Here is a 23,993-nt window from a genome sequence, read left to right as displayed (position 1 = left end):
GCCTCCGACACTATGGGGCCATCACTCCGGCGTGTTGCCGAGCCGCAGCACCCGTTCCCGGGCCAGGTCCCCGGTGCGGCGGGCCTTCTCCGCAGCCCGTGCGGCCTGTTGCGCCTGGGCAGTGGCCAGTTCACGCCATTTTCTGGCGGCCTTCAGGTCCTGCTCGCGCCGGGCAAGCTGCTCCCGCAACTCCCGGACGGTCTCGGAAAGCTCCGTGGTCAGGGCGGCGGCCGAGGCCAGCTCCTCCTCACGCTGCCGGGCGTCTGCTGCGGCTGCCGTGGCGGCCTCTTCCACGTCCCTGAGCGCTGCCCGGGCCCGTTCCAACGCGGATGGTGTGGATCTCCGAGGCTCCTGCCGGACAGCGCGCAGACGGGGCCGCTCCGGTTCCTCCCGGGGCGCGGTCCCGGCCCGGACAGAGCCCCCGGCCCGGACAGATTGCACGGGCGGGCCGGGCGGGGAAACCGCTGGTGCCGGCGCCCTGGACTCCAGCCCGGGAAGCGCAACGGCACCGGCAAGATCCACTACGTCGACGCCGTCGGCGGACAGCCCCCGGAGCAGGCGCCCGGACTGCGCAGCAGACGCGGCCCCCGCATCCGCTGTTGCCGCCCGCAGCGTCGCTTCCACTTCCGCCGCGATCGCGGTGCTGATCTTCCGGCCCTGCTGTTCGGCCACCTCCCGTGCTTCCTTGACCGCGCTGCCCAGGAGCTGGCGCCGTTCCTGTCCCAGCCGGCGGAGCTCCGCGGCATCGAGGGAGGATTGCGCGGCGCGCATGGACTGCCCCAGCCCGGCGAGTTCCCGGAGGGTCTCCGGCCGCCGGCGGGCGAGCATGTTCACCGTCCACGCCGCCACGGACGGCTTGGCCAGGGAACGTACCTTGGCGGCGCGGGACGGCTGCCCTCCAGCGGCGGCGTCCTTGGCGGCAGCAGTCCGGGCGGCGACAAAGTCATCGAACGGGAGGGCATAGAGTCGTGCCGCAACATCCGCCAGCCACTGCTCTCCCATGCAAGAATCATAGAAGCCCGGCCCCGGCGGCGACGCCGCCAGCGGGCAGTTACTCCGGAGAAAAGGGCACCATGATCGAAATTGCTGGGCTGCCGGCCCACATCCTGCTAATCCACGCCGTCGTTGTACTGGCGCCGATCGCCGGCCTCGCCGCGATCGTGTATGCCGCGGCGCCACGCTGGCGCAGCTACCTGGCCTGGCCGCTGGGAGTGCTGTCCCTGGGGCTGGTTCCGGTGTCCCTGCTCACCGCGCAGGCGGGGGAGCAGCTCCAGAAGGCCCGCCCTGCCTCCGCCCTGATCCATGAACATGCGGAACAGGGGGACGTGCTCAAGGCCGTTTCTGTGGTGTTCTTCGTGGTCATCGCGGCGACGCTGATCGTGAGCTATGAGCCCATCGGCCGGCGGTTCGCCTTCCTGGGGCACCTGCGGACCAACCGCGCCGTCCGGATAGCCGTTCTCGCTGTTGCGGCGGCTGCCGGGGCATTCTTCGTCTACCAGAGCATCATCACCGGCCATTCCGGCGCTGTTTCCGTCTGGGCCCGTTGACCGGACCGCCACGCGGCGACGGACCCTGCGACACCCCGCAGAGGCCAGCCAACACAGGGCCCGGCGCAGCCGCGGGCGGGCCCGGTGCCCTGCCGTGGCACCTCCGCCGTGCCACCGAGGCACTGCACACCCTCGACGTCAACCCGGACACCGGTCTGGCTTCGGACGAGGCTGCCCGGCGGCTCGAATTCTACGGCGCCAATGAACTCCGCTCCGCACCGGCCGTGCCGCTGTGGCGGAAGGTCCTGCGGCAGTTCCAGGACCCGCTGGTCTACCTGCTGCTGGCCGCCATCGTCATCTCGGCCCTGGCCTGGGCGGTGGAAGGTGCTGCAGGCGTACCGATTGACGCCCTGGTGATTGCGGCGGTGGTCCTGTTCAACGGCGTCCTTGGCTTCGTCCAGGAGAACAAAGCCGAAAGCGCCGTCGCCGCGCTGCGGCTGATGACGGCAGCGAACTCCATGGTGCTGCGGGACGGCCAACTCAGAACTGTTCCGTCCGCGGAGCTGGTGCCGGGTGACATCCTGGTCCTCAACGAGGGCGATTCCGTCGGCGCCGACGCCCGCCTGATCACGGCAAGTTCCCTGGGGGTTGCCGAGTCCTCCCTCACCGGCGAAAGCGCGCCTGTCTTCAAGGACCCCAGCACGCTGAGTGGCGTCGTCCCGGTCGGCGACCGGCTGAACATGGTCTTCAAGGGGACGGCCGTCGCCCGGGGCGTGGGCCGCGCCGTCGTCACCGGAACCGCGATGGACACGGAGGTCGGGGCGATCGCCGGACTGCTGGCCGCTGCCGAGTCTTCCCCTACCCCGCTGCAGCGCGAAATCGCGGGCGTCAGCAAGCTGCTCGGCATCACGGTGATCGCGATCGCCGTCGTGGTGATGGCCACGATTATCGTCGTCAACGGCGTGTCCTCGCTGAGCGGGCTCGTCGCCGTCCTGCTGCTGGGGGTCTCTCTCGCGGTGGCGGCTGTTCCCGAGGGGCTGCCTGCCATCCTTTCCGTCGTGCTCGCCATCGGCGTCCAGAATATGGCCAAACGCAAGGCCGTCGTCAAAGAGCTGCACTCGGTGGAAACCCTCGGCTCCGCCTCGGTCATCGCTTCGGACAAGACCGGAACGCTCACGCGCAACGAGATGACCATCTGCAGGATCACCACCGCCTCCGGCCGGGTCGAGCTCACCGGTGTCGGCTACCGGCCGGAGGGCGGCGTGCTCCGCGACGGCCAGGCAGTGCGGGATCCGGCACTGCTCCAGGAAGCACGCATGGTGCTGGCTGGCGGTTCCTTCGCCAACAACGCGCAACTTCGGGAGCGCGACGGCGAATGGGAGATCCAGGGCGACCCGACGGAAGCGGCGTTCCTCGTCGCCGCCAGGAAGCTGGATGGCGTGACGGACCGTGTCGGGGAGTTCGAACGGCACGGCGAAATCCCGTTCACCTCGGAGCGGAAACTGATGTCCGCACTGGCCCACCACCGGGAGGGCGGCACCCTGTCCCTGGTCACGAAGGGCGCTCCGGACGTCCTGCTGGAACGCTGCACCGGCCTGCAGCTCGGCGCGGACGTCGTACCGATGGACGCCGGCCGCCGCGCCCGGGCGCTGGGCGACGTCGAGGAACTATCGGCCCAGGCCTTCCGCACCCTGGGGGTGGCCTACCGCCAGTACACCGAAGCGGACCGCCACGAAACGGACGTGCTCGATGAGGAAGACGAGAGCACGCTCGTGTACATCGGCGTCGTTGGAATCCTGGACCCGCCCCGGGCCGAAGCCGCGACCGCAGTGGCTGAGGCCCGGCGGGCCGGCATCCGCGTCGTGATGATCACGGGGGACCACCCGCTCAGCGCGGCGCGGATCGCCGGCGACCTGGGGATCTCCGGGCCGGGGGAACGGGCGGTCACAGGCGCCGAACTGGACGAACTGGACGAGGACGGCCTGCGTGCGCTCACCCTGAACACCTCGGTGTATGCGCGGGTGGCGCCGCAGAACAAACTGCAGATCATCACCGCCCTGCAGTCCCAGGGCAATGTGGTGGCAATGACCGGCGACGGCGTCAATGACGCGCCGGCGCTGAAGACGGCGGACATCGGCATCGCCATGGGGGTCACCGGCACCGAGGTCACGAAGGAAGCCTCGAACATGATCCTGGGCGACGACAACTTCGCCACGATCGTCTCGGCGGTGCACCAGGGCCGGGTCATCTTCGAGAACATCGAAAAATTCCTGCGCTACCTGCTGTCCTCGAACCTGGGCGAAGTGTTCACGGTGTTCCTCGGCGTCGTGTTCGCCGGCGTCATGGGCTTGGCCGGGGCGAGCGCCGGTGAGGTTGCGGTGCCGCTGCTGGCCACCCAGATCCTGTGGATCAATCTCGTGACCGATTCCGGCCCTGCTCTCGCGATGGGCGTTGACCCGGAAACCGACGACGTCATGGCACGCGGGCCCCGAAAACGCGGCGACCGCATCCTGAGCCCCCGGATGTGGCTGGGCATCCTGAGCATCGGCCTGGTCATGGGCGTCGCGTCGCTGCTGACCATCGACATCTTCCTGCCGGGCGGGCTGGTCCCGGGCGGCACCGAGACCCTCGACGTCGCACGGACCGCCGGTTTCACTACCCTCGTGTTTGCCCAGCTGTTCAATGCCTTCAACTCCCGTTCGGAGACGACCACGGCCTTCCGCCGGCTGTTCGTGAACAGATGGCTCTGGGGATCCGTCGTCCTGGCCGCGCTGCTACAAGTAGCTGTGGTCGAGCTGCCGTTCCTGCAGCGGGCCTTCGGGACCGCGCCCCTGGACCCCGGTCAGTGGGCCGTCTGCGTCGCCATGGCCTCGACCGTCCTGTGGTTCGACGAGCTCCGCAAGGCCGCCCTCCGGCTGGTCGGGCGGCGCCGGAACGCGCAGGCAGTCCGGTGACAGGCGCCTCGCGGCAGCCCTAGGGCCGCCGCGAGGCGCTGCGGGCACGGCGGAGCGCGACAACCAGCACCCCAAACGCGACCAACTGCAGGACCGCCACCGCAGCGATCAACAGGGGACGGGTGCCATAAAGCGCGCCGTACAGGGCCCCGCCTGCCAGCGCGCCCGCCCCTTCGAAAGCGGCGAAGACACCGTACGCCGTCCCCTGGCGCCGGGCCGGCACCAGATCCGCGACCAGGGCCTTGACGGTCGAATCCTGGATGCCCACCGCGGTACCCCAGACGAGGACACCGGAAAACGCCAGTCCGGCCGCCGGCGCCAGGGCCAGGACCGGGACGGCCGCGGTCAGCAGGGGAAGGGCGAGGAGCACCCGGGCGCCGGAACGGTCATAGAGGACGCCGGTGGCGAGCGCGCCCAGGGCCGCCGCCGCCATCGCGCCGGCGTACAGCAGCGGGACGACGGCCACCGGAACGGCCGCCGTCGTCGTGAGGTGGTAGGAGATGACACCGAAGGCGACCAGCCCGGCGCTCCAGAAGAACGCCGCGACAGCGAACAGGGCAAAGCTCCCCGTGAATAACGACGCCGGACGGCCGGCGGTGCCCGGACGGCCGGCGGTGCCCGGCCGCGCCGGGTCCACGGCGGCCGGCGGGCCGGCGACGGCGTCGGGCGAGGCCAGCGGGCCGGTGCCGGGATCCGGCGGGCCGGTGACGGGATCCGGCACCCGGCGGCGCAGCCGGAACAACAGGAACATGGCCGCCGCGGCCGGAACGGACAGCACCGCGAAGGCAACCGAGAGGTTTCCGGTGGCCGCGAGGACCGCGGCGACCAGTACCGGCCCCAGCAGGGCTCCGAGGAGATCGAGGGATTTATGGACGGCAAAGCCGCGGCCGCGGCCTACCGGCTTGGCGACTGCGGCCAGCAGCACGGTCTTGGCCGGGCTGCGCACGGCTTTCCCGACCCTGTCCCCGATGATGAGAACCGAGGCGAGAACCAGGCCGGCTGCTCCCGCCCAGGACGCCACGGCCAGCAGGGGCACGCAGACCGCCGTGAGCGCATAACCTGCGATCGTGAAGGTCCAGTACTTGCGGGTCCGGTCCGCCCAGGGCCCGAACACCAGCCGGAGCCCCTGCGCCGCAGCTTCGGCGGCGCCCGTGACGAGGCCGACGAGCAGCGCCGAGGCACCCAGTTGGGCGAGCAGGGGGCCCGCCAGCGGCCGGGCCCCGTCGGAGACGGCGTCGGCGGCCAGGCTGACGAGCCCAAAGCCGATCACCGGACCCCAGACGAACCGACGGTTGGCCCCGGGCAGGGCGGATCGACTCTCCCGCTCGCGGGCTGACGGGTTTCGGTGGGGCAGGCCCATTTCCCAAGACTCGCGGACGGCCCGTGGCAGGACAAGAGGCCGGGGGCGGTGGTGGCCCTTGTTAGGACCTAATTGTTCGTTTTACTGCCAGGCCCGGACGTAGTCGACTTTCATTTCGGAGGCCGGCCCGTACGTGGTGCTGGTGCCGGCTTTGCCGACATTCAGCACGAGGTACTGGGCAGCATTGCCGTCGTCGGTCGGGAAGGACTTGACCTTGACCCCGTCGACGTAGACCTCGGAGACGTTGGCCTTACGCCACAAGCCGTAGGTGTGGTACTCGTTCCCCCAGCTGCCGGCGATGGTGCCCTGGTTGTGGGAGCCGGAGCCGGAGTGGTAGTTGGACGTCATCTGTCCCTTGAGCACTTCGGCGATGTCGTTCTCACCGGTGGCCGGCCAGGACTGGCCGGTGGTCCACCACGCGGGCCAGTTGTGCAGCACGGTTCCGTTGCCGGGGAAGGAGATGCGGGCCTCGGTGTAACCGGTGCGGAACGCGTAGCCGGTTGTGGCGGCGTCGTTCGGGTTTGACGACACGAGGGCGCCGGTGCCGGCGTCCGAAAGTTTCAGCGAGAGGTTTCCGCCGCCGACGGAGACGTTGGCCGGGCTGGTCTTGACCTTGTTCATTGTGCCGCCGCCGAACCAGGAACTGGACCACTTGCTGGTGTCCAGCGCGGTTCCGTTGAAGTCATCGCTGAAAGTCTGGGACCACGCACCGGGGACCCCCAAAGGCGCCAGCCCGGAACCGGTCGAAGCCGGCAGGACCGTAATGGGTGCTGCCGCAGGCGCGGGTGCTGCCGCCGCCGGAACAGGCTCAACCACCGGTGCTGCCGCCACTGCCTCGGCCGGCGCAGGCGCTGCTGCGGGCGCCGCGTGCAGGGTGCAGGGAGGCACGCCGTCCTTGGTGTTCAGGGTGCACGTGTAGGTGCCAGTCCCGGCGGCTGCCGGGGCTGCCCCGGGGGCCGCGACGGCGCCGAGGGAAGCGGTAAGGGAAAGCACGGCTGCTACGGCCGCACCGGAAAACAAAATTGTGCGTTTCTTCATGTACTACTCCTGGAGCTCGCGCTCAGTTGGTGGCGCCCTCCCGCGCAGCGCTAAGGCGCTGGGGCAGGACGGAATGCGCCATTGTTCATGGCCGCACCGAGGAAGATTCACCGGCGCGCCAGACATTCGGCCGCGTAACTCATCCAGGCAACAATGTGCCTTCTCATGCGCCTTTGGCGCAGGCGTCACCCATCGCGGGGCCAAACCCGCAGCAGGGCAAAAAGAACGGCCCCGGCGACTGCGCCGGGGCCGATAGATAGAGACCAGAGCTTCCTGCCAGAATCGAACTGGCGACCTTCTCATTACGAGTGAGACGCTCTACCAACTGAGCTAAGGAAGCAACCGCCTGAAGTTTCCGGTCACCCGGTCGCTTCATGCCAGAGACAACTGTAGTAGAGTCCTCCGGCCCGGGTCAAAATGAGGGGCAAACGCCTCAGCAAACGGTGTTGTCAGCCGGGGTCTTACCGTCGACGAGATAGCCGTCCACGGCATTGCCGATGCAGTCGTTGGAGCGGCCGTAGGCCGTGTGGCCCTCGCCTTTCCACGTCAGCAGCGAGGCCTGGCCCAGTTGCTTGCGCAGGGAGGCCGCCCATTCCACCGGGGTTGCCGGGTCGCCCGTGGTGCCCACCACGAGGATGTCGGTCGAACCCTTGTACTCCACCGGAGCAGGGGTCCGGACGTTCTTGTACGGCCAGTCCTTGCAGTTGGTGCCGCCGAAGGCGAAGTACTTCCCGAAAGTGGGCGACTCCAGGCGCAACTGCTGCTCCTCCGCGCGCATCCCTGCGGTGTCCGTCACCATGGGGTAGTCCAGGCAGTTGATGGCAGTGAAGGCAAAGGTGCTGTTCGAGGAGTAGCTGCCATCGGGTTCCCGTTCGGCGTTGAAGTCGGCCAGCCGCAGGAACGGGGTCGGATCATTTTTCATGATCGCGCCGAAGGCCTGCGTGAGCAACGGCCAGTTGTCGTCGTTGTACAGCGGGACGATCATGCCGGTGACCAGGGTGGATGCCGAGACCAGCCGGCCGTCCTTGGCCCGCAGGGGGGTCGCCTCCACGGCGGCGATCACGTCCTGGATCTGCCGGATCCCGTCGTCGACGCTGCCGCTGAGCGGGCAGCCGCCGGTCTGGAGGCAACGTTCCACGTAGGAGCGGAGTGCCTTTTCGAAGGCTTTGGCCTGGCCGCTGGTGAGCTCCTCATTGCTGAGGGACGGGTCCATCGCGCCGTCCAGAACCATCCGGCCGACGTTGTCAGGGAACAGCGAGGCGTACGTTGAGCCGAGGAACGTCCCGTAGGAGAACCCCATGTAGTTCAGCTCCGTGTCGTTGACGGCTGCCCTCAGGATGTCGAGGTCCCTGGCGGAACTGATCGTGTCGATCTTGCCCAGGACCGCTCCGGTCTTTTCCGCACACTTGGCGGCGATCACCTTGTTGTCAGCCAGGGTCTCGGCCACGCCGGCGTCGGTGTCCATGTCATAGATCTTCGCCCGGGCGGCGTCGCGTTCCTGATCCGTCAGGCAGGTGACCGGGGCGGAACGCTGCACGCCGCGCGGGTCGAAGCCCACGATGTCATAGTTGGCGCGGAGTTTTTCCGAGAAGTGGGTGGCTCCGGCGTCCCTGACGAAGTCATAGCCCGAGCCGCCGGGTCCGCCCGGGTTGATGAGCAGGCTGCCTTTGCTGGCGCCCTTCGTGGGCAGCTTAATCGCCGCGATTTCGATGCTGCCGCCGTCCGGCTTGCTGTAGTCCAGCGGGACTTTGATCTTGGCGCATTTGAAGTCGGTTTCGCAGGGGGCCCAGTCGACCTGCTGTGTGTAGTAGCTCTTGAGCTCGGCGGGCGCAGAGGACGCGATCTCCGGCTTGGGGGTGCTGGGGTTGTTGGCCCCACTGCCGCCGCCCAACAAGGTGCACGAGGAAAGCACCAAGGCCAGGGCCATGGCGCCTGCTGCCCGCACGCCGATCGCCACGGATCGGGATCTGGCGGGCACTGCTCGTGCAGACTTCATGCGGTTCTCCTTGGAGGATAGGAACTGGGCGGAGCGGCTGCCGCTTGACACCGGGCGGCGGGTGCGGCTGGGGGAGGGGCGGTTCACCCGGGTCGGGTTAGTTAATGATCCCTCAGATGAGGCTGGCTGCCATCGACTCGATCGTCAGCAGCGGGGCCACATTGGAAGTCGTAATCCGTTTGCGGGCTTTGTTGATGGCGTCCATGCGGGCCAGCGTGGTTTCGGCGGAGGAGTGGCGCGCGAATTCAGTGAGTTCGCTCCTGAGTTCAACGTTGACCAGTTCCACGGCGTTCCCCATCTGGATGATCAGCACATCCCGGTAGAAGGACAGCAGGTCGGTCAGCGTGCGGTCCAGCGAGTCAGTCACGGAACGCTTGGCGCGGCGCTTCTGGTCGTCCTCGAGCTGCTTGACCTGGCCGCGCATGGCCGGCGGCAGCGTGCCGGTTTCCGGCGCCCCAAGGGTGGCAAGCAGCGCGGCCTTCTCCGCCGCATCGCGTTCATCATTGGAGCTGTTGGCTTCGTCCGTGGCGATCTTGACAAGCTTTTCTGCCATCAGTACCGCGGCGGTCACGCCCCGGAGTCCCAACGGGAACCGCACGGTTTCGAGCCGCCGCTCGCGGGCCTCCGGATCCCGGGCCAGGCGGCGGGCGATCCCGACGTGGCTTTGCGCTGCACGGGCCGCTCGTTCGGCGACGGCGGGGTCGACGCCGTCGCGCTTGACCAGCAGGGCGGCGACGTCGGCCGGGGGCGGCAGCCGCAGCGCCACCGCGCGGCACCGGGAGCGGATCGTGACCAGGACGTCGGCGGGGGAGGGCGCGCACAGCATCCATACGGTGCGGGGGGTGGGCTCCTCGATCGCTTTGAGCAGCACGTTGGTGGTGCGTTCCGCCATCCGGTCCGCGTCCTCGACGACGATGATGCGCCAGCGCGCCGAGGACGGCCGGTTCCCGGCGGTGGAGACCAGTTCGCGGGCCTCGTCGATGGTGATGGTGACCTTTTCAGTGCGCACAAAGGCCACATCGGAGTGTGTTTCGCCCAGGATGGTCAGGCAGGCTGCGCATTCGCCGCAGCCGCGCAGGCTGACGTCGTCCTGGTCGCAGTTCAAGGCGGCGGCGAAGGCCTTCGCCGCGTTGGACCGGCCGGAACCCGGCGGGCCGGTGAAAAGCCACGCATGGGTCAGGCCCTCGCCCTGGGCGGCCTGGCGCAGTTGCGCGACGACGGCGGGCTGGCCCTGGAGGTCGTCCCAGACACTCATGCGCGCACGCCCCGGGGGAGGGTCAGCAGCGACTCGACCCGGTCCAGGATCCGGGCTGCCAGCTGGTCGACCGGGAGGCGGGCGGGGAGGACAAGGTACTGTTCCGGCCGGGCCGCGGCGAGGTCCAGGAAGGCGGTCCGGATCCTGGCGTGGAACTCGTCCGCCTCGGATTCCAGCCTGTCTTCGGCAGCGTCGCCCGCGGTGCGCCGCCGGCGGCCGACCCCGGGGTCAACATCGAGCAGCACCGTGAGGTCCGGCTTCAACCCCGAAGTGGCCCAGTCGTTCAGGTCGCGCACCGCCTCGGTGCCCAGGTCCCGTCCGGCGCCCTGGTAGGCGACCGAGGAGTCGATATAGCGGTCGCTGAGGACGATCTCGCCCCGGTCCAGGGCCGGGCGGATGACCTGGCTGGCGTGGGCGGCGCGCGAGGCTGCGAAGATCAGGGCCTCCGTGTGCGCATCGATGTGGCCGTGGCCGTGATCGAGGACCAGGGAACGCAGCTTTTCGCCGATCGGGGTGCCTCCCGGCTCACGCGTGCGAAGCACGGTGAGGCCGCGCGATTCAAGGGCGGCAGCGAGTTCGGCTGCCTGCGTGGACTTGCCGGCGCCATCGCCGCCCTCGAAGGCGATAAACAGTCCGGGATGTTGGGTGGTCACTGCTCTAGACTACCGACAATCCCTGACAGCGATGCGACCGGACGTAACGCCTTGGCGGCCCTGCGGGGCGCCAAAGTACCCTGTGACCATGAGTCTTTCCGAAGAACAGGCAGCCGCGCTTTCCTCAGAAACAGTCGTGGTGGCGGCGGGCCGGCCGCCGCGTGAGCGCGACGAGCCGGTCAACCCTCCGCTGGTGCTCTCCTCGACCTATTTCGGCACAGGACCGCTGGGCGACGGCGACCGCGGCTACGGGCGGTATTCCAACCCCACCTGGGACCCTTTCGAGGAGGCCCTCGGCCAGCTTGAGGGCGCAGGGCTTCCGGGTCTGCTCTACGCCTCCGGCCTCGCCGCGGTCAGTTCAGCCCTCTCGCTGGTTCCTGCCGGGGGAGTGCTGGTCATGCCGTCCCATAGTTATGCGGGTTCCCTCGTGATGGCTACCGAACTGGCCGAGAAGGGTTTCCTGGAACTGCGCACCGTGGACATCGCGGACACCGACGCCGTGCTGGCCCAGCTCGCGCCGACGGACGGACGCCCCGCCAGCATGCTCTGGCTGGAGAGCCCCACCAACCCGATGCTTGGCGTTGCGGACATCCGCGCGCTGACGGCGGCGGCGCATGGCGCCGGGGCAGTCGTCGTCACGGACAACACGTTCTCCACCCCGCTGGTCCAGCAGCCCCTCGCGCTGGGCTCCGACGTCGTCCTTCACTCGGTGACCAAGTATCTCTCCGGCCATTCCGACGTCGTGCTGGGCGCCCTGGTGACCTCCGACGCCGTCCTCCGCGCCGCGCTGCTGCACCACCGCACCATCCACGGCGGCATCGCCGGGCCCTTCGAGGCCTGGCTGGCACTGCGCGGCCTGCGCACCCTTGCCCTGCGGGTCGAGCGCTCGCAGGCTTCGGCGGCGGTACTGGCCGAGCGGCTGAGCACGCACCCCAGGGTCGGCAGCATCCGTTTCCCGGGACTTCCCTCGGATCCCGGCCACGAACGGGCCAAGAGCCAGATGAAGGGCTTCGGGTCGGTGCTGTGCATTGAGATGGCCCCGGTGGCCGGGGGCAGCGGCAGCCTCAGCGGAGCAGACGCCGCGGACCGCATGATCCGGGCCCTGAAGCTATGGCTTCCGGCGACCTCACTGGGAGGCGTGGAGTCCCTGATTGAGCGGCGGCGCCGGCATACCGCCGAACCTGCCAGCGTGCCGGACAACCTGGTCCGGCTGAGTGTGGGGATCGAAAACGTCGAGGACCTCTGGGCCGATTTGGAGCAGGCCCTGGCCAGTCTGGCCCGCTAGGCTGGGGGGATGGACGGAAGAGCGCTTATTTACTATGTCGAAACCGGGGTCTACTTTCTCTTGGCCCTCGTAGCCCTTGCCCTTGAGGTGTGGGCGTTCTTCGATTGCCTGCGGCACAAGGCGAACGTCTTTCAAGCGGTGTCCAAGCGCACCAAGACTTTCTGGCTGGCCGTCACCGGCGGCGCACTGGCCGTGGGGCTGCTCTCCCTGGTCGGCGGCGGAGGCGGAGGCCTGCTGGGCCCGCTGGGACTGTTCGGCCTCGCTGCGGTGACGGCAGCATCCGTCTACCTCGCCGACGTCCGCCCGGCCGTGAAAGACGCCGGCCGCGGCGGCAACCGCAACATGGGCCCCTACGGCCCCTGGTGACCCTGCAGCAATAGGCCCGTCCCCCTAAGGCCCCGGGGCCACGGCCTCCCAGCCCACCGTCAGCTCGCCCAGCCGCCACCGGGACGGGCCGTCCTGGACCGGCCAGCCGCCGTCGCGCAGTGCCCGGCACATGGCCGTCCAGCGCTGCCGGTTCCCGAATGAGGCCAGCGGGGCAGCTTCCACCCAGGCCTGGTCCATTGCCTGCAGGAAGGCCTGGATTTTCTCGCCCGGCACGTTCCTGTGGATGAGGGCTTTCGGCAGCCGCTCCGCCACCTCCGAGGGCAGCGCAAAACTCCCAAACCGCATGGACAAGCTCAGGCTCAGCGGTCGCTCGGCGTCAAGGGCCACCCAGGTGACCCGACGGCCGATCTCGTCGCAGGTGCCGTCAATGAACAGTCCTTCCGGGCCCAGCCGCCCCTGCACCAGTTGCCAGATTGCCGCGACGTCGGCTTCCTCGTACTGCCGCAGCACGTTGAACGCCCGCACCAGGACGGGCCGGCCGGGCACGGGCAGTTCGAAGCCGCCCAGCTGGAAGCTCAGACCCGGCCGCTCCAGTTCCTGGGCCAGCCGGACCCGCGCGGGCTCGATCTCGATGCCCACCACCCGCACGTCGGGCCGGACCACGGACAGCCGTTCAAAGAGTTCGACGGCGGTGGCCGGGGACGCGCCGTAGCCCAGATCCACCACGAGCGGATCGGCCGCCCGGCGCAGCCGCCAGGCCTGCGGGCCGGTCAGCCAGCGGTCCAGCCGCCGCATCCGGTTGGGGTTGGTGGTGCCGCGGGTAACGTTGCCCACCGGCCGCCCGGCGCGCGGTCCGCTTTTCGCCACGCCGCGTTTACCCATGACCTGGGTCTGCGGGGGCGCCACCCGCTCAGCCTTCTGCACCACAAGCCAACCCTATCCTCCAACGCGATCCTCCAACGCGGGGTCACATCCGGCCCATGCGGCGCCCCGGGATGGGCGCGAAGTGACCCCGCGTTGCTGTGGTGGGGCGGGGATGTAACGCTCGGCACCGGCCGGGATCGCTCCGCTAGGATGAAAACCATGACTTACAAGCTGATTCTGCTGCGCCACGGCCACAGCGAATGGAACGCCAAGAACCTGTTCACCGGCTGGGTGGACGTTGACCTCAACGACCAGGGCCGTGCCGAGGCGATCCGCGGTGGTGAGCTTCTCGTGGAGCACAATATCCTCCCGGACATCCTGTACACGTCGTTGCTGAAGCGGGCCATCAACACCGCCAACATCACCCTCGACAAGGCCGACCGCGGCTGGATCCCGGTGAAGCGGGACTGGCGGCTCAACGAGCGCCATTACGGGGCCCTGCAGGGCAAGGACAAGGCCCAGACCCTCGCCGAATACGGTGAGGAGCAGTTCATGATGTGGCGCCGCTCCTACGACACCCCGCCGCCGCCCCTGGCCGACGATTCCGAGTTCTCCCAGGCGCATGATCCGCGCTATGCGGACCTCGGTGACGCGCTGCCCCGCACTGAGTGCCTCAAGGATGTGCTGGTCCGGCTGCTGCCCTACTGGGAATCGGACATCAAGGAAGACCTCAAGGCGGGCAAGACCGTCCTGGTCACCGCGCACGGCAACTCCCTGCGCGCCCTCGTCAAGCACCTGGACGGCATCAGCGACGAAGCCATCGCAGGACTGAACATCCCCACCGGCATCCCGCTGGTCTACGAACTGGACGAGAACTTCAAGCCGCTGAACCCGGGCGGCACCTACCTCGATCCCGAGGCCGCCGCCGAGGCCATCCAGGCAGTCGCGAACCAGGGCAAGAAATAGCGCGCCCCGGACAACGCACCCCGGAATGAACGACGCCGGCCGGCCACCTCGCAAGGTGACCGGCCGGCGTCGTACGTTCTGCTGCCCGGCGCTGTCGCCCGGACGGGAAGGCTAGCTGTGTTCGATGCCGCTCGGCTGCCAGGCGCCGGTCACCAGGTAGGTGACCTTCTGCGCGACGGAGACACCGTGGTCGGCGAAACGCTCGAAGTAACGGCTGGCGAGGGCGACGTCGACGGTCGTGGCGGGGGACTCGTGCCAGTCGCTGCGGGCGATGGCTTTGAAGACGCTCAGGTGCAGGTCGTTCACGGCGGCGTTCGCCTTCAGGATGTCCCGGGCCACTTCGAGGTCCCGGGTTTCCAGCAGCACCGTGAGCTTCCGGGCGATCAGCAGGTCATGCTGGGCGAAGCTCCTGAAGGTCTCGCGCAGCTGGGCGGGCACCACCGTGGAGGGGTACCTGAGCCGGGCAAGCTGGGCCAGGTGGCGGGCGAGGTCGCCCATCCGCTCCAGGGAGGCGCTCATCCGCAGGGAGCCCACGAGCATGCGCAGGTCGCTGGCCACGGGGCCCTGCAGGGCCAGGATGTCGATGGCGCGCTCGTCGAGGCTGTTCTGCAGGAAGTCGATCCGCGCATCGGCCGCGATGACATCCTCGGCGAGGTCGATGTCGGCGCCGTCGAAGGCAGTCGTGGCTTTCTCAATGGCCTCACTGACCAGCTTTGAGATTTCGACGAGCTGTTCCCCCACTTGGGCGAGCTCTTCCTGAAAAACCTTGCGCACGTGTGCGTCCTTTCCTCGGAAATTGCCAGCCACCGCAGTGGCCGGTCCGTTTCGGTTCACCTCTCGGCGCTTCAACGCTCAAGTGTTCCAGCCTCCGGTGAACTGTTACGCCCCAATAGGTGAACGTTAGCTGAACCGGAACCCGAATAGCGTTAGATTTCAGTTTCCGACGCGGGGCAGAGCATAAGCTGGAGCCGTGGATCCAATGTTCATCGGCGTGATCGCCGGCCTGATCGGCCTGTCGCTCGGCGTCTTTGGCGTGCTCGCATTCCGGGTCAGCGAGCAGCAGCGCAAACTCGTGGACGTCGAGTTCGAGGAACCGTCGATCCCGGAGGGAGCGGCCCAGGTGCTGGCCGTCATCGGCCGCGCCTTCGTGGTGGTGGACGCGATCGACGGCGTGATCCGCGCCAGCCCCGCCGCGTACGCCTACGGGCTGGTCCGCGGGCACACGCTGGTCCACGACCAGCTGCTGGAAATGACGGCCAAAGTACGTCGCGACGGTGTCATCCTCGAAAAGCAGCTCGAACTGCCGCGCGGCCCGCTGGGGCAGGGCACCATCATCGTCCAGGTCCGCGCCGCCGTGCTTGCGGAGGAATACATCCTCCTGCTGGCCGATGACCGGACCGAATTCACCCGGACCGAGGAGGTCCGGAACGACTTCGTGGCCAACGTCTCCCATGAACTGAAAACCCCGGTCGGGGCCATCTCGCTGCTGGCGGAGGCGCTCGAATCCTCGGCCGATGACCCGGAGGCCGTCCGCCGCTTCGCCAAGCGCATGCACAAGGAGTCCGCCCGGCTGGCCGCCCTCGTGCAGGACATTATCGAACTCTCCCGGCTGCAGGGCACCAATGTCACCCAGCAGGGCCGCCCCGTGGATATCAACACCGTGGTGTCCGAGGCCGTGGACCGCTCCCAGCTGCCGGCGGAAAGCAAGAACATCGAACTCGTCGTCGGCGGCCACGCGGACGCGATGGTCTACGGCGACCAGGATCTGCTGGTGACGGCGCTGCGGAACCTGATCGACAATGCCATCCGCTATTCCCCGGAGAACACCCGGGTCGGAATCGGCATCCGCTCCAAGGACGGCCTCGTGGCGGTGTCAGTGACAGACCAGGGGGAGGGGCTCTCGCCCGAGGACCAGGAGCGCGTCTTCGAGCGCTTCTACCGCGTGGACGCCGCCAGATCCCGTCACACCGGCGGCACGGGCCTGGGTCTGAGCATTGTCAAGCACGTGGTCGCCAACCATGGCGGCGAGGTGACCCTCTGGTCACGGCCCGGACAGGGATCCACCTTCACCATCCGGCTTCCGGAGCTGGAAGGCCAGGACGCCGACGGCGTTCCGCAGGCACGGAAAACGGCGGCACCGGCGGACGCCCCACCTCCGCCCCACACCCCGTCCCAGCACCCCCGATCCATACGAAGTGACGCCGCTGGCGCCCACGAGCAAGGAGCTACCGCTTGAGCAGGATTTTGATTGTCGAGGACGAAGAGTCGTTCAGCGACCCGCTGTCCTACCTTTTGGGCAAGGAAGGGTTCGAGGTGGAGGTGGTCGACAACGGGCTGGACGCCATCACCGAATTCGACCGCAACGGCGCCGACCTGGTGCTGCTGGACCTGCAGCTGCCGGGACAGTCGGGCACCGAGGTCTGCCGGCAGTTGCGTCAGCGCTCGTCCGTCCCGGTCATCATGCTGACAGCGAAGGACGCGGAGATCGACAAGGTGGTGGGGCTGGAACTCGGCGCCGACGACTACGTCACCAAACCGTACTCCTCCCGGGAGCTGGTGGCCCGCGTCCGGGCCGTGCTGCGGCGCCAGGGTGAGCCCGAGGAACTGGTGTCCAGCACCGTGCAGGCAGGGCCGGTACGGATGGACATTGAGCGGCACGTGGTCACCGTGGGCGGGGAACAGGTGTCCCTCCCGCTGAAGGAGTTCGAGCTGCTGGAAATGCTGCTGCGGAACTCCGGCCGGGTCCTGACCCGCGGGCAGCTGATTGACCGGGTCTGGGGATCGGACTACGTCGGGGACACCAAGACCCTGGATGTCCACGTCAAGCGGCTGCGCAGCAAGGTCGAGCCGGACCCCTCGGCGCCGCGGCACCTGATTACGGTCCGCGGTCTGGGCTACAAGTTCGAGCCCTGAGCCCGGAGGCTCTTTCGGCCCGAACGGCCGCACGACCAGAACGCACACACAAGGAGGGGCACCCGGCCGGGTGCCCCTCCTTGCTGTCTGTGAAGGCTAGTGGTTCGCGCTGCTCGTAGGCGACGGGGTAGTCGTCGAGGACGAAGTCGACGTCGGCGTGGCCGAGCCGGAGGGCCCGCTGCCTGTCGGGAGGTACTGCTTGTAGTCGGGGATCGTTGCGTCCAGCACCGGCATCTTGAACTTGGTGCTCTGGTTGGTGCCGTCCTCGCTGATGCTCACCTCGACGAGGGAGCCGGGGGCGCCGCCGGTGCTGCTCAGGATTGCCTCGTCCGTGGATTCGTTCAGCAGCGTGTAGGAGTTCTGCTTCACCGCGACCTGGGTCTGGGAACCGGCGGAACCAATGATGGTCAGCTTTACGTTCTCCGAGGACGAGTTGTAGACCGCGCCGATCACACGGCCGGGCTTGTCCTTACCGGCGGAGATGATCATCATGTTGCGCAGCTGCAGCGGGCCGACGTTGGCCTGGGTTCCGTCCGATGCCGCGTACTGCACGGAGGTCTGCTGCGGGTTGACGGCGCCACAGCCAGTGACGGACATCAGGCCGAGGCCCAGAACAGCCGTTGCCATTGCCAGCTTGCCGCGCTGGCCCCGGTTCATCGCAGTGAAACCCACGTCACGCACCCCTTGAGAGTCTTGGAACATTATTCAGCCATAGCCTATCGGCAATCCGCCCGAAACGAGGATTCGGGCAGTACACAATGCGGTACTCAATGCCGCCGGCCCCGGCGGCGGCGGGCCGCGCACGGGGACCGCTCAAGAGGGATGACTCGGGGGATGACCAAGGGACGACACAGCCCCTTGGCAAAGGCAGGGCTATGCACTAATATCTGCTTTCGTCAAGGGGTCCGGAGGGTCCGTTTGAGGCCATTTTCCCCGTATTCATGCGGTTCTTGGGCACGTTCCGTGGCAGTTGTATGCCTTAAACGTGATAAACTGGTCTGCGGGAAAGGGGAATGTCCACATGGTTTTTGAGGTCGGCGAGACAGTAGTTTACCCTCACCACGGTGCAGCCAAAATTGAAGAAATCAAGATGCGCACTGTCAAGGGCGAAGAGAAGATGTATCTCAAGCTCAAGGTGGCTCAGGGTGATCTGACCATTGAAGTTCCAGCAGAAAACGTTGACCTAGTTGGGGTCCGGGACGTAGTGGGCAAAGAAGGTCTGGAGCATGTGTTTGAAGTGCTGCGGGCCGAGTTCACGGAAGAACCCACCAACTGGTCGCGTCGATACAAGGCAAACCTGGAGAAGCTTGCTTCCGGTGACGTCATCAAGGTGGCAGAGGTCGTCCGCGACCTGTGGCGCCGCGATCACGATCGGGGTCTCTCCGCAGGAGAGAAGCGCATGCTGGCCAAGGCTCGCCAGATTCTGATTTCAGAACTGGCGCTGGCCGAGAAGACTGATGAAGAGAAGGCTGCAAGCGTTCTCGACGAGGTCCTGGCTTCCTAGCGAGAGTCGAACAGACAAGAATCGAACCCCGGCAGCGGAATCGCTGCCGGGGTTTCTCTTTGCCCTTTTCAGCCCGCCGGCCCGCCGGGACGTAGTCTTGTGCGCATGGACTCAGCATCGAGAAACCCCGTCACAGCGGTCATCGTCGTCGCCGCCGGCTCCGGCCAGCGCCTGGGCTACGGCATGCCAAAAGCCAAGGTTCCGCTGGGCGGGGACAGCATCCTCACCCACGCCCTGCGGGGCGTCGCCGCCGCCGGCATCGCCCGGCAAATCTGCGTCGCCGTCCCGCCCGGCGACCCGGAACTTCAGGCCCTCTGTGCGGCGTTCGAGCAGGAGCTCAAGGCGGAGCGCGGGCGCACCCCCGGCCTGGGCGACGGCGTGCAGGTCCCGGTCGTGACGATTGTCGACGGCGGCGCCAGCCGCGCCGATTCCGTGCGGGCCGCGCTGGCGGCGCTCCTGCCGGGCACGGAAGCCGTCATGGTCCATGACGCCGCCCGTGCCCTGACGCCGGAGGCCGTCTTCCACCGGGTATCCCATGCTCTTGCGGCCGGCGCCCTGGCCGTTATCCCGGTCCTCCCTGTGGTGGATACGGTCAAGACGGTGGAACCGACCACCGGCGACGGCGCTGCGATCGCACCGGAGCTCGTCACCGGAACCGCGCCGCGGGACAGCCTCCGGGCCGTGCAGACCCCGCAGGGCTTCGAGCTGGCCACTCTGAAACGGGCCCACGAGGCGGCCGTTGGGTTCGACGCGGGCCAGGCAGCAGCCGTCACCGACGACGCCATGCTGGTGGAACTGCTCGGCGTGCCCGTCCACGCGGTGCGCGGCGCCAGCCAATCGCTGAAGATCACAACGCCGCTGGACCTGATTCTCGCGGAGGGCCTCCTTGAAGGCCCGCTGGGCGCCCGCTGGGTGGAAGGTTGAGCATGTCCGGAACCCCGCACACCCAGCAGCCGCTCATTCCGCGGACCGGGATCGGCATCGACGTCCACGCCTACGCCCCTGAGGAGGCGCCCCAGCCGCTCTGGCTCGGGGGGCTTTTGTGGGACGGGGAGCGCGGACTGTCGGGCCACTCCGACGGCGACCCCGTCGCCCATGCCGCTGCAGACGCCCTCTTCTCGGCCTGCGGCGTCGGTGATCTTGGCACCCATTTCGGCACGGACCGGCCCGAGTACGCCGGGGCCTCCGGCGTGGCCCTGCTGGCCGAGGCTGCCCGGATTGTCCGCGCCGCGGGTTTCGAGATCGGGAACATCGCCGTGCAGTTCGTGGCCAACAGGCCCAAATTCGGCCCCCGCCGGGAAGAATCCCAGCGGGTCCTGAGCGAGGCCGCCGGCGCCCCGGTCAGCGTTTCGGCAACCACGAGCGACGGCCTAGGCTTCACCGGCCGCGGCGAGGGCATTGCGGCCACGGCCACGGCCCTGGTGTACCGCTCCGGCTCGGCGACCCCGGAGTCCGTCGCCTAGGCTTAACCGAACATCCCTTCCCGCAACACCAGGAGACCCCCGTGAAAAAGCTGCTGCCCGCCGTCGTACTGCTGGCCGGACTGCTGCTCACAGGCTGCGCCGTGACACCGAAGATGAGCATCCCGGACAGCTGCGCGTTCCTGAACAAGGACACCTTCGTCCCCACCGGCAACCAGCAGCAGCAGGCGGAACAGATCTCCAAGCACTACCAGGAAGTGGCGGACAAGGTTGCGCCCGAGGTGGCGGCCCCCATCCAGAAGATGGCCGACACCATGAAAGAGGTTGCCGGCACGTCCCTCGGGGCCAAGAGTGACGCGCAGACCAAACAGCTCACCGAACAGATGAACAAAATCGGCGAGTACTGCAAGTAGGCCCGAAGGCGCGGTCCGCACGCCAAAGGCCGGGGCCCCATCGGCTAATCTGGAGCGGTGACCCTGCGCTTCTATGACACTGCATCCGCCGAAGTCCGCGACTTCGTCCCCCTGGTTCCGGGCAAAGTGAGCCTCTACTACTGCGGCGCCACGGTGCAGGGCATGCCGCACGTCGGGCACATCCGCTCCGCCATCGCCTTTGACCAGCTCACCCGCTGGCTGCAGTACCGGGAGTTCCGCGTGACGGTGGTCCGCAACGTCACCGACATTGACGACAAGATCCTGGCCAAATCCGCGGCGTCCTTCGGACCGGACTTCGAGGACGAACCGGGCGCCGTGCGGAATGAGGAGTGGTGGGCGCTGGCCTACCGCTACGAGCAGGAATTCCTCAAGGCCTACGACACCCTGGGTGTCTCCCGCCCCACCTACGAACCGCGCGCCACCGGCCACATCCCGGAAATGCACGCCCTGATCCAGCAGCTGATCGGCCGCGGGCACGCCTACCCGGCCCTCGACGACTCCGGCGACGTGTACTTCGACGTGCGCTCCTGGGACAAGTACGGGACGCTGACGCGCCAAAAAATCGACGACATGCAGGGTGCCCAGGACGCGGACCCGCGCGGGAAGAAGGACCCCCGCGACTTCGCCCTCTGGAAGGGCCACAAGGCAGGGGAGCCGGCGACGGCGAGCTGGGCCTCGCCGTGGGGCGCGGGCCGTCCGGGTTGGCACCTCGAATGCTCCGCGATGGTTACCAAATACCTCGGCGCCGAGTTCGACATCCACGGCGGGGGGCTGGACCTCCGGTTCCCGCACCACGAAAACGAGATGGCACAGTCCCAGGCTGCCGGCCACGGTTTCGCCAACTTCTGGATGCACAACGGCATGGTCACCTACGCCGGCGAAAAGATGTCCAAGTCGATCGGCAACACCGTCAGCCCCGCCGAGATGCTGGAGCTTGCCCCGCCGCGGGTGGTCCGTTACTACCTGGGCCAGGCGCAGTACCGCTCGGTGCTGGACTATCAGCCAACCTCCCTGCAGGAGGCGGCCGCCGCGGTGGAACGGATCGAGGGCTTCACCACCCGCGCCGCCCGGGCCCTTGCCTCGGCTGAGGGCGGCCTCGACTTCGGCCGCCACGGCTCTGTCCCGGACGGCTTTGCGGCCGCGATGGACGATGACCTAAACGTTCCGCAGGCACTGGCGGTGCTCCACGAGACGGTCCGCGCCGGCAATACCGCCCTCACCGCCGGGGAGCTCGACGCCGCCCGGCAGGCACTGGTCAGCGTCAACGACATGCTGCGTGTCCTTGGTCTCAACGACACGGCGGGGACGGCAGTTGACGAACAAAGCAACACCGCCCTGGGCGTCCTCGTGGAAGCCCAGCTGGCGGCCCGCGCGCAGGCCCGGGCCAGCAAGGACTGGGCCGCCTCGGACGCCATCCGCGATACCTTGGCCGCCGCCGGCGTCGTCGTCGAGGACGGCCCCGACGGCGCCAGCTGGAGCCTCAGACGCGGCTGATCCGGCGCGGTTCCCGGTGCTGTGCCGGGGCCCCGCCATGCCCTGCGGTCGAGGATTTAACTCGAGTCAGTAGACTGGAGTTCAGACTTATCAACGAATCGCGTATTTAAAAGGGTGGAACTCATGGCCAACAACGGTCGCCGGTCGGTCAAACTGAAGAAGGGCCCCTCCGTCGGAACCGGCGGTCACGGCCGCAAGGCCCTTGAGGGCAAGGGGCCGACGCCCAAGGCGGAGGACCGCCCGTACCACAAGGCCCACAAGAACAAGCAGCTCGCGGAACGCTCCGCGGCCAAGCGCCCGGGCGCCCCGCGCAGCGCCGGCGCACGTTCCGGCCCCAAAGGCCGTGCCACCGAGGAAGTCGTCACCGGACGGAACTCCGTCGTGGAGGCCCTGCGTGCCGGCATCCCGGCCAAGGCCCTGCACGTGGCCATCCGCATCGAGATGGACGACCGCGTCAAGGAGTCCCTCAAGCTTGCTGCCGAGCGCGGCATCCCGCTGCTCGAAACCGGCAAGCCCGAGCTGGACCGGATGACCGATGACGCCATCCACCAGGGCCTCGTGCTGCAGATCCCGCCGTACGAATACCAGGACGCCTACGAGCTCGCCGAGGAAACCCTGGCGAGCTGGAAGAAGGGCCACGTCGCCAACGCGCCCCTCTTCGTCGCCCTCGACGGCATCACCGACCCCCGCAACCTTGGCGCGATCATCCGCTCGGTCTCGGCCTTCAGCGGCCACGGCGTCATCGTTCCCGAGCGCCGTTCTGTCGGCGTCACCGCCTCGGCCTGGAAGACCAGCGCCGGTGCAGCCGTCCGCGTCCCCGTGGCACGCGCGGCCAACCTGAACAACACCCTGAAGGCGTTCAAGAACATGGGCATCTACGTTCTGGGGCTCGACGGCGACGGCGACGTCTCGCTGCCCGACCTCGCCCTGGCCACCGAGCCGGTCTGCATTGTCGTGGGTTCCGAGGGCAAGGGCCTCAGCCGCCTGGTCCGGGAAAACTGCGACCAGATCGTCTCCATCCCGATCGACTCCGCCATGGAGTCGCTCAACGCTTCCATGGCTGTCGGCATCTCCCTCTACGAAATCTCCCGCCAGCGCGCCGTCAAGTAGTCCGCTAAAGCCAACGCGGGGTCAGATCGCGCCCATCCGCGGCCCCAACATGGGCGCGATATGACCCCGCGTTGCTGTGGCGGGGCTTAGAACCTGTGCCGGTTGGCGAGGACCGGGAGTCTGGTTCGGGCTTCCTTGACGGTGGCGGTGTCCAGGTCCGCGAACAGCAGGCCGGGGGCGCCGTCGAGCTCGTCGAGGACTTCCCCGAGGGGGGAGACCACGACGGAGTGCCCGACGCCGGTGGGGGCCGCACCCTTGGGCTCGATGCCCTGGCTGGCCGGGTCACCCTGGCCGCAGGCGAGGACCAGGGTGGTGGAATCCGCCGCGCGGGCGCGGGCCAGGAGCCTCCACTGCTCGGCCTTGCCGGGTCCGGATCCCCAGGAGGCGCACACGATGTTCACTTCGGCTCCGCGGTCCGCGTTTTCGGTGAACAGGTCCGGGAAGCGGATGTCGTAACAGGTGGCGAGGCCGAACGTCACGCCGTGGAACGTGAACGTGACGGGCTCGGTGCCGGCGTCCACGGTGTCCGACTCGGCGAAGCCGAAGGCGTCGAAAAGGTGGATCTTGTCGTAGCTCGCCTCCACGCCGCGGCCGGTGACCAGAAGGGTGTTGCGCACCTTGCCGGCGTCGCCCGCGGCCCCAGGGGTGAACATCCCCGCGACAATCACGATGTCCTGTTCGGCCGCAACCGCGCGTACCCGCGATGCCCACGGGCCGTCCAGCGGCTCCGCGATGTCCAGCAGCGAGTTGCCGAAGGCGCGCATCGTGGCCTCGGGGAAGACAACGAGGTCCGCGCCGCCGGCCCTCGCCCGCGCCGCATAGTCCTCGACGAGGACCAGATTCGCGGCAAGATCGCGTCCGGTAATGATTTGAGCGAGTGCAATCCGCACTATTACCTCCAATTTTGGCGCCTGTTCCAGTATGCAACGCCG

23 protein-coding genes and 1 tRNA gene are annotated in these 23,993 nt (G+C 68.1%); 13 read left to right on the top strand and 11 right to left on the bottom strand.

What is annotated here, in order from left to right; translation table 11 throughout:
- Positions 1-21: 21 nt before the first annotated feature.
- Positions 22-1,002: a hypothetical protein gene (locus QCD75_RS02710; protein ID WP_301225487.1), complete on the bottom strand. Its 981-nt coding sequence runs from the start codon at positions 1,000-1,002 to the stop codon at positions 22-24.
- Positions 1,003-1,073: 71 nt separating this feature from the next.
- Between QCD75_RS02710 and QCD75_RS02705 the strand changes: the two genes are divergently transcribed.
- Both QCD75_RS02705 and QCD75_RS02700 read left to right on the top strand, forming a co-directional pair.
- Positions 1,074-1,547: a hypothetical protein gene (locus QCD75_RS02705; RefSeq protein WP_301225485.1), complete on the top strand. Its 474-nt coding sequence runs from the start codon at positions 1,074-1,076 to the stop codon at positions 1,545-1,547.
- Entirely contained in the window at positions 1,544-4,441 is a 2,898-nt protein-coding gene (locus QCD75_RS02700) for a cation-translocating P-type ATPase (protein ID WP_367400622.1), read from the top strand. Before QCD75_RS02705 ends, QCD75_RS02700 begins: the two co-directional genes overlap by 4 nt.
- Before the next feature lie 19 nt (positions 4,442-4,460).
- Here QCD75_RS02700 and QCD75_RS02695 read toward each other — a convergent pair whose 3' ends face one another.
- The 6 genes from QCD75_RS02695 to tmk all read right to left on the bottom strand — a co-directional run bounded on the left by QCD75_RS02695 (position 4,461) and on the right by tmk (position 10,743).
- Positions 4,461-5,801 carry an MFS transporter gene (locus QCD75_RS02695; RefSeq protein WP_301225483.1) on the bottom strand — a complete coding sequence of 447 codons (1,341 nt, stop codon included), beginning with the start codon at positions 5,799-5,801 and terminating at the stop codon, positions 4,461-4,463.
- An 81-nt stretch (positions 5,802-5,882) separates the two neighbouring features.
- Positions 5,883-6,839, bottom strand: a complete 957-nt coding sequence (locus QCD75_RS02690; RefSeq protein WP_301225481.1) for a glycoside hydrolase family 16 protein — start codon at positions 6,837-6,839, stop codon at positions 5,883-5,885.
- A gap of 267 nt (positions 6,840-7,106) precedes the next feature.
- A tRNA-Thr gene (locus QCD75_RS02685) sits at positions 7,107-7,179 on the bottom strand.
- A 93-nt stretch (positions 7,180-7,272) separates the two neighbouring features.
- The gene (locus QCD75_RS02680) at positions 7,273-8,835 is read right to left on the bottom strand and encodes an alpha/beta hydrolase (RefSeq protein ID WP_301225479.1); all 1,563 of its coding nucleotides are present in this window, start codon (positions 8,833-8,835) and stop codon (positions 7,273-7,275) included.
- A gap of 112 nt (positions 8,836-8,947) precedes the next feature.
- Complete coding sequence (locus tag QCD75_RS02675) at positions 8,948-10,090, bottom strand: DNA polymerase III subunit delta' (RefSeq protein WP_301225477.1); 1,143 nt, start codon at positions 10,088-10,090, stop codon at positions 8,948-8,950.
- Positions 10,087-10,743, bottom strand: a complete 657-nt coding sequence (gene tmk / locus QCD75_RS02670; protein WP_301225475.1) for a dTMP kinase — start codon at positions 10,741-10,743, stop codon at positions 10,087-10,089. Before tmk ends, QCD75_RS02675 begins: the two co-directional genes overlap by 4 nt.
- An 88-nt stretch (positions 10,744-10,831) precedes the next feature.
- Here tmk and QCD75_RS02665 point away from each other — a divergent pair, with 88 nt between their 5' ends.
- Positions 10,832-12,028 carry a trans-sulfuration enzyme family protein gene (locus QCD75_RS02665; RefSeq protein WP_301225473.1) on the top strand — a complete coding sequence of 399 codons (1,197 nt, stop codon included), beginning with the start codon at positions 10,832-10,834 and terminating at the stop codon, positions 12,026-12,028.
- Positions 12,029-12,037: 9 nt separating this feature from the next.
- The gene (locus tag QCD75_RS02660) at positions 12,038-12,394 is read left to right on the top strand and encodes a DUF2516 family protein (protein WP_301225471.1); all 357 of its coding nucleotides are present in this window, start codon (positions 12,038-12,040) and stop codon (positions 12,392-12,394) included.
- Between the two features lie 24 nt (positions 12,395-12,418).
- On the opposite strand, the gene QCD75_RS02655 is transcribed toward QCD75_RS02660, so the two are convergent.
- Positions 12,419-13,282: a class I SAM-dependent methyltransferase gene (locus QCD75_RS02655; protein WP_441005428.1), complete on the bottom strand. Its 864-nt coding sequence runs from the start codon at positions 13,280-13,282 to the stop codon at positions 12,419-12,421.
- A gap of 156 nt (positions 13,283-13,438) precedes the next feature.
- Here QCD75_RS02655 and QCD75_RS02650 point away from each other — a divergent pair, with 156 nt between their 5' ends.
- Positions 13,439-14,185, top strand: a complete 747-nt coding sequence (locus QCD75_RS02650; protein ID WP_301225469.1) for a phosphoglyceromutase — start codon at positions 13,439-13,441, stop codon at positions 14,183-14,185.
- A 111-nt stretch (positions 14,186-14,296) separates the two neighbouring features.
- On the opposite strand, the gene phoU is transcribed toward QCD75_RS02650, so the two are convergent.
- Positions 14,297-14,959, bottom strand: a complete 663-nt coding sequence (gene phoU / locus QCD75_RS02645) for a phosphate signaling complex protein PhoU (RefSeq protein WP_301225467.1) — start codon at positions 14,957-14,959, stop codon at positions 14,297-14,299.
- Between the two features lie 205 nt (positions 14,960-15,164).
- Between phoU and QCD75_RS02640 the strand changes: the two genes are divergently transcribed.
- Positions 15,165-16,421: a sensor histidine kinase gene (locus QCD75_RS02640; protein WP_301225698.1), complete on the top strand. Its 1,257-nt coding sequence runs from the start codon at positions 15,165-15,167 to the stop codon at positions 16,419-16,421.
- Positions 16,418-17,098, top strand: coding sequence for a response regulator transcription factor (locus tag QCD75_RS02635; RefSeq protein WP_226759077.1), 681 nt, complete (start codon positions 16,418-16,420; stop codon positions 17,096-17,098). The genes QCD75_RS02640 and QCD75_RS02635 overlap by 4 nt, the downstream gene beginning before the upstream one ends.
- A gap of 96 nt (positions 17,099-17,194) precedes the next feature.
- Here QCD75_RS02635 and QCD75_RS02630 read toward each other — a convergent pair whose 3' ends face one another.
- Entirely contained in the window at positions 17,195-17,755 is a 561-nt protein-coding gene (locus QCD75_RS02630) for a hypothetical protein (protein ID WP_441005431.1), read from the bottom strand.
- Positions 17,756-18,119: 364 nt separating this feature from the next.
- On the opposite strand from QCD75_RS02630, the gene QCD75_RS02625 reads away from it, so the two are divergent.
- The 6 genes from QCD75_RS02625 to rlmB all read left to right on the top strand — a co-directional run bounded on the left by QCD75_RS02625 (position 18,120) and on the right by rlmB (position 23,061).
- Positions 18,120-18,602 carry a CarD family transcriptional regulator gene (locus QCD75_RS02625; protein ID WP_024367191.1) on the top strand — a complete coding sequence of 161 codons (483 nt, stop codon included), beginning with the start codon at positions 18,120-18,122 and terminating at the stop codon, positions 18,600-18,602.
- Between the two features lie 105 nt (positions 18,603-18,707).
- Positions 18,708-19,526 carry a 2-C-methyl-D-erythritol 4-phosphate cytidylyltransferase gene (gene ispD, locus QCD75_RS02620; RefSeq protein ID WP_301225460.1) on the top strand — a complete coding sequence of 273 codons (819 nt, stop codon included), beginning with the start codon at positions 18,708-18,710 and terminating at the stop codon, positions 19,524-19,526.
- 2 nt (positions 19,527-19,528) lie between these two features.
- Positions 19,529-20,065: a 2-C-methyl-D-erythritol 2,4-cyclodiphosphate synthase gene (gene ispF / locus QCD75_RS02615; RefSeq protein ID WP_301225458.1), complete on the top strand. Its 537-nt coding sequence runs from the start codon at positions 19,529-19,531 to the stop codon at positions 20,063-20,065.
- A gap of 41 nt (positions 20,066-20,106) precedes the next feature.
- Complete coding sequence (locus QCD75_RS02610; protein WP_301225456.1) at positions 20,107-20,436, top strand: hypothetical protein; 330 nt, start codon at positions 20,107-20,109, stop codon at positions 20,434-20,436.
- Between the two features lie 57 nt (positions 20,437-20,493).
- Positions 20,494-21,951: a cysteine--tRNA ligase gene (gene cysS / locus QCD75_RS02605; protein WP_301225454.1), complete on the top strand. Its 1,458-nt coding sequence runs from the start codon at positions 20,494-20,496 to the stop codon at positions 21,949-21,951.
- 123 nt (positions 21,952-22,074) lie between these two features.
- The gene (gene rlmB, locus QCD75_RS02600) at positions 22,075-23,061 is read left to right on the top strand and encodes a 23S rRNA (guanosine(2251)-2'-O)-methyltransferase RlmB (RefSeq protein WP_301225452.1); all 987 of its coding nucleotides are present in this window, start codon (positions 22,075-22,077) and stop codon (positions 23,059-23,061) included.
- A gap of 86 nt (positions 23,062-23,147) precedes the next feature.
- On the opposite strand, the gene QCD75_RS02595 is transcribed toward rlmB, so the two are convergent.
- Positions 23,148-23,951 (bottom strand): carbon-nitrogen hydrolase family protein, encoded by an 804-nt coding sequence (locus QCD75_RS02595; RefSeq protein WP_301225450.1) that lies wholly within the window; start codon positions 23,949-23,951, stop codon positions 23,148-23,150.
- Positions 23,952-23,993: the final 42 nt, after the last annotated feature.

Source organism: Arthrobacter sp. PsM3, from assembly GCF_030433895.1.
Classification (GTDB): domain Bacteria; phylum Actinomycetota; class Actinomycetes; order Actinomycetales; family Micrococcaceae; genus Arthrobacter.
Note: the sequence above shows the minus strand (reverse complement) of the source record. Positions and strands in the feature narration are given on the sequence as shown.